This window comes from Prosthecobacter sp. (genome assembly GCF_044378005.1).
Lineage (GTDB): Bacteria > Verrucomicrobiota > Verrucomicrobiia > Verrucomicrobiales > Verrucomicrobiaceae > Prosthecobacter.
In genome coordinates this window covers 1-4,733 of the sequence record NZ_JBILYB010000254.1, presented here as the reverse complement: position 1 = coordinate 4,733, position 4,733 = coordinate 1, and the positions used below count along the sequence as shown (strand labels likewise).

The 4,733-nt window shown below is 61.4% G+C and carries 5 protein-coding genes; 4 read left to right on the top strand and 1 reads right to left on the bottom strand.

What is annotated here, in order from left to right:
- The 4 genes from AC6FTP_RS25555 to AC6FTP_RS25540 form a co-directional block, all read left to right on the top strand.
- The coding region (locus AC6FTP_RS25555; RefSeq protein WP_497209729.1) for a metallophosphoesterase family protein at positions 1-280 on the top strand (280 nt) is incomplete at its 5' end.
- Positions 281-283: 3 nt separating this feature from the next.
- Positions 284-1,288 (top strand): glycosyltransferase family 9 protein, encoded by a 1,005-nt coding sequence (locus tag AC6FTP_RS25550; protein ID WP_497209728.1) that lies wholly within the window; start codon positions 284-286, stop codon positions 1,286-1,288.
- 92 nt (positions 1,289-1,380) lie between these two features.
- The gene (locus AC6FTP_RS25545; RefSeq protein ID WP_497209727.1) at positions 1,381-2,418 is read left to right on the top strand and encodes a ThuA domain-containing protein; all 1,038 of its coding nucleotides are present in this window, start codon (positions 1,381-1,383) and stop codon (positions 2,416-2,418) included.
- A gap of 90 nt (positions 2,419-2,508) precedes the next feature.
- Positions 2,509-3,387 (top strand): CvfB family protein, encoded by an 879-nt coding sequence (locus AC6FTP_RS25540; protein ID WP_497209726.1) that lies wholly within the window; start codon positions 2,509-2,511, stop codon positions 3,385-3,387.
- A 35-nt stretch (positions 3,388-3,422) separates the two neighbouring features.
- Here the strand turns inward: AC6FTP_RS25540 and AC6FTP_RS25535 are convergent.
- Positions 3,423-4,733: sulfatase (locus AC6FTP_RS25535; protein ID WP_497209725.1), on the bottom strand; the 1,311-nt coding region annotated here is incomplete at its 5' end.

Here is a 4,733-nt window from a genome sequence, read left to right as displayed (position 1 = left end):
TCACACCCACGTCCCGCGCATTTTTGAAAAAGACGACTCCGTCCGCGCAGCTCGTGGCACCGAGGTTCAGCTCCAGCGCGGGGTGAAGTATTTCGTCAACGTCGGCTCCGTCGGCCAGCCGCGCGATGGCGACTGGCGTGCTTCCTATGCCATTTATGATGTGCAGGCACAGACGATCTCCATCCGCCGTCTCGAGTATGACATCCAGACCGCGCAGAACAAAATCCGCGCAGCCGGCCTCCCCTCCCTGCTCGCCGACCGCCTCGCCCTCGGCAAGTAAGTCATGAGCCACCCCGCGTTGCCAGACCTCGCGGAGTTTCGATCAGCCCTGATCGTCAAACCCAGTTCGTTGGGAGACATCGTGCACACGTTGCCCGCCGTTCACGCGATCAAGCTGGCCCACCCCCACCTCCGGCTGCGCTGGGTCGCCAACACCGAATGGACACCGCTATTGCAGGGCACGCTGTGGCTCGATGAAGTTATCCCATTCCCGCGCAAAAGTTTCCGTGGCCTGACCGCCATCTTCAAAGCCACCCGCTGGGCCAAGCAGACACTGCCCACCCAGCGCGGGCCCGAGATCGTGCTCGACTTCCAGGGTCTGCTCCGCAGCGCCGTGCTTGCCCGCGCCAGCGGCTCACGCCCCATCCTCGGCCTGTCCGATTCCCGTGAAGGCGCGCGCCTGCTCCACGATCACATCATCTACGTCGATCCCGCCGCCCACGCCGTGGATCGCTACCTCGCACTGCCCCGCGCTCTCGGCATCGAGATCGACGCCGAAAACCTCAGCTTCCCCCTCGCCCCTGGCACCTTGCCCAAAGACTGGCCGCAGCGCGATGACCTCATCGTCGTCCATCCCTGGTCGCGCGGAGTAGGCAAATCCTTGTCGAACGAAGCTCTGCAAGCCCTCTGCGACACCCTCGCCCCGCGTCCCGTCGTCCTCGTCGGCATGAGCGAAGACAAAGTGCGGCCCACCGGCGGGCACATCACGGATTTCAGTCATCGCACCACTCTGGCCGAACTCATCGCCTGCCTCAGATCTGCCCGCTGGGTCATCAGCGTGGACAGCGGCCCCATGCACATCGCCGCCGCCGTGAACGACCGCACCCTTGGCCTCCACACCTGGAGCGATCCACGCAAAGTCGGCCCCTACAACCCACGCGCCTGGGTTTGGAAAGCAGGCCGCATCGCCCATCGCCGAGATTTCACCGATTTGGAGGTCAACACTGAAGCCGAGATCACCCTCGAAGCCGCACAGCAGATTGGGGAGTTCGTCTTGAAACAAAATTGAGCCACCGCCGCGCTAAAATCCTGCCGTGCGTGGAAAGCGATGGACGCCAGGGGCCGTCTTAGCTCACCATCCCGCCCCCAACCCATACTGCCATGAATCGTCGCCTCCTTCTTTCCCTCCTTGCTGCCATGCCGCTGGGCACCTGCCTCGCTGCTGATGACTTCCTGACCTACGAGCCGAAAGGCGAAGCCAAGGGCAAGCACATCGTCCTCATCTCGGGTGACGAAGAATACCGCAGCGAGGAGGCCATGCCCATGCTCGCCAGGATTCTCAGCGAGCGCCACGGCTTCAAGACCACCGTCCTCTTCTCCGTGGACAAAGACGGCTTCATCGACTCGAACAACCAGGAGAGCGTCACCAACCCCGCCGCACTCGACAGCGCCGATGCCATCCTCATGTCCATCCGCTTCCGCCACTGGCCCGACGCAGCCATGAAGCACTTCCACGACGCCGTCCAGCGTGGCGTGCCGATCATCGGCCTGCGCACCTCGACCCACGCCTTCAACATGGCCAAGGACAGCACCTATGGAGCCTGGGCCTGGAACAACGAGAAAGGTGGCTTTGGCCGCATCTTCCTCGGCGAAACCTGGGTCAGCCACTGGGGCAAACATCGCTCCGAAGCCACGAAAGGCATCCTGGAGTCCACGGCCAAGGACAACGCCCTGCTTCGCGGCGTGACCGATCTTTTCGGCACCACGGACGTGTATGAAGCTGCCCCTCCAGCCGATGCAGTGATCCTCGCCCGGGGCCAGGTGCTCGCAGGCATGGAGCCCGGCAGCCCGCCAGCAGACTACCGCAAAAAGAACAAGGCTGGCACGGAGCAGTCCGTGAATGATCCCATGATGCCCATCGCTTGGTCCCGTGAAGTCAAAAACGAGTCCGGCAAGACGAACAAAGTCCTCTGCACCACCATGGGGGCTGCCACTGACCTGACCAACGAAAGTCTGCGCCGCCTCGTCGTGAACGGAGTTTATTGGGGCCTCGGTCTCGAAGTCCCAGCCTCGGCGGATGTGACCTACGTCGGTGACTTCAAGCCTCTGATGTACGGCACCAAAGACGGCACAGACCTCAACGATCCGCACCGCTTCCGTGGCTTCAAGCGCGGCGTGAAGCCAGCAGACCTCAAGTAATACCAACGACAAATCTTTCTCCAAAGGGCGGCAGCGATGCCGCCCTTTGCTGTTTGTAGAACAGCCCACTCGCGCCTAACCTCAGTCCACATGGCAGATCTCGGCAGACTCAATCGACTCAAGGTGCTCTACAGCACGCCCCACGGCATTTATCTCGATGGCGGCGATCACGGAGAGATACTCCTCCCCACGCGCTACATCCCGAAAGGCACGGCACTGGATGACTTGCTCGATGTCTTTATCTACCGCGACTCCGAGGACCGCGTCATCGCAACCACCGAGAAGCCGCTGGCCTTGGTCGGTGAGTTCGCCTCGCTGGAAGTCATCGGCGTGCATCGGCAAATGGGGGCATTTTTAAACTGGGGCCTGCCCAAAGATCTGCTCCTGCCCTTCCGCGAGCAGCTCGACAAAGTGCAGGTCGGGCAAAAGGTGCTCGTCTTCGTGAAGCTCGACGAACGCTCCGACCGCATCATCGCCACCACGAAGCTGAACAAGCATCTCAGCCGCCAGCCCGTGCCTTATCGCAAAGGTCAGGAAGTCAGCCTCATCATCGCCAATCGCACCCCCATGGGCTACAACGCCCTCGTCGGTGGCACACACATGGGCCTGCTGCATGAAAGCCGCATCACCATGCCGCTGAAGCCGGGGCAGGAGGTCAAAGGCTACATCGTCGGCACTCAACCCGGCGGGAAGATCGATCTCAGTCTCGACGCCTCCGGTTATCAACGCGTCGCCCCGCTCACCGAGCGCATCCTCGAAGTGCTCTCCGCGAACGGTGGCAAACTTGAATTCGACGACGACAGTCCGCCCGAGCGCATCCGTGAAACTTTCGAAGCCAGCAAAGCCGCCTTCAAACAAGCGCTCGGCGCCTTGTTCCGAGCGCGAAAAATCCGCTTCACACGCCCCGGCATCGCCGCCGTTGATGTGCGTGAACCAACTCCGTCGGACTGGCGGCCAAGTGGGGGGTAAGTGTCCGATTCAAGAATCGCCGTTTGAAGAGCGGCTCAGCGGACGAGGATCTCACGCTCGGTGGCATCGATCTCGGCTTCCCAGCTTTTGAGCTTCGATTTCAGGTCTTCGAGGATCTCAGGGTGCTGGTAGCCGAGGTTCGTCCGCTCACCGATGTCGGCGCTGAGATCAAAGAGCAGATCCATCGTGTTGCCGTCATTGATGTACTTCCACTGGCGCTGGCGGATGGCCCGCTGTTTGCGATTGGAGCGGTCGATGCGCCAGAAGAAGGTGCGGTCGATGGGTTTGGAGTCGGAGGCGAGGAGCGGGAGGAGATCAATGCCATCGAGAGGTTTCGGTGCAGGTGAAGTCACACCCGCTGCGACGAGGAAGGTGGCGTGCAGATCCATGGTGATGCCCATCTGGGAGGTGACTTTGCCTTTCGGCAGCTTCGCCGGCCAGCGCATGAGACAGGGCACGCGAATGCCACCTTCCCAGACGGTGGCTTTGTGATGAAAGAGCGGTGCGTTGCGGCTGTAGCGCTCGCCACCGTTGTCACTGGAAAAGACGACGAGCGTGTTGTCCGCGATGCCCTGCTTCTCCAGTTCGGCGAGCATGAGGCCGACACCGTGGTCGATGCGCTCGACCATGGCTTTGTAAATGGCACGGCTGCCGTGATGCATGGACTCCTTGGTGACCATCGGCGTGTCTGGCTTGTCGGGTGCCTGGAAAGGTGCGTGGACGGCGAGATGCGGCACGTAGAGGAAGAAGGGCTGCTTCGCGTGAGCGGTGATGAACTTCACGGCACGCTCATTGACGAGGTCAGTGAAGTAGCCTTCGCGCTTCACGGGCTTGAGGCCATCACGTAGCGCGTAGGTGCCATCGTAATAGGCGTGCTGGTAGTAGTCAGCATGGCCGAGCAGTTCGCCGAAGTATTCGTCGAAACCGCGCTTGGTGGGATTGTATTCATCTTTGAAACCGAGGTGCCATTTGCCAAAGGCACCCGTAGCGTAACCGGCGGACTTGAGCCGGTCGGCGATGGTGGTCTCGCTCAAAGGCAGGCCGAGGCCGTGGATGTCCTTCTCCGGCACCCACTCGCTCTTTACGCGGCGAAACTGCTCCACCTGATAACCAAAAGCGAACTCCAGCCCGCAGCGCTGCTGCCAGCGTCCAGTCATGAAGCCGGTTCGTGTCGGTGTGCAGACGGGGGCGTTTGCGTAGAAGTCGGTGAACTTCACACCTTCGGCGGCGAGCCGATCGATGTTCGGCGTGGCGATGTCCGTGCCTCCCATGCAGCCAAGATCGCCATAGCCAAAGTCATCAGCGAGGATGAAGACGATGTTCGGCGGTGCCGAAAATGACGAATT

Bases quoted from the DNA above. Each gene is read 5' to 3' on its own strand.
- AC6FTP_RS25540 (WP_497209726.1), top strand. From the start codon at position 2,509: ATGGCAGATCTCGGCAGACTCAATCGACTCAAGGTGCTCTACAGCACG.
- AC6FTP_RS25545 (WP_497209727.1), top strand. From the start codon at position 1,381: ATGAATCGTCGCCTCCTTCTTTCCCTCCTTGCTGCCATGCCGCTGGGC.
- AC6FTP_RS25550 (WP_497209728.1), top strand. From the start codon at position 284: ATGAGCCACCCCGCGTTGCCAGACCTCGCGGAGTTTCGATCAGCCCTG.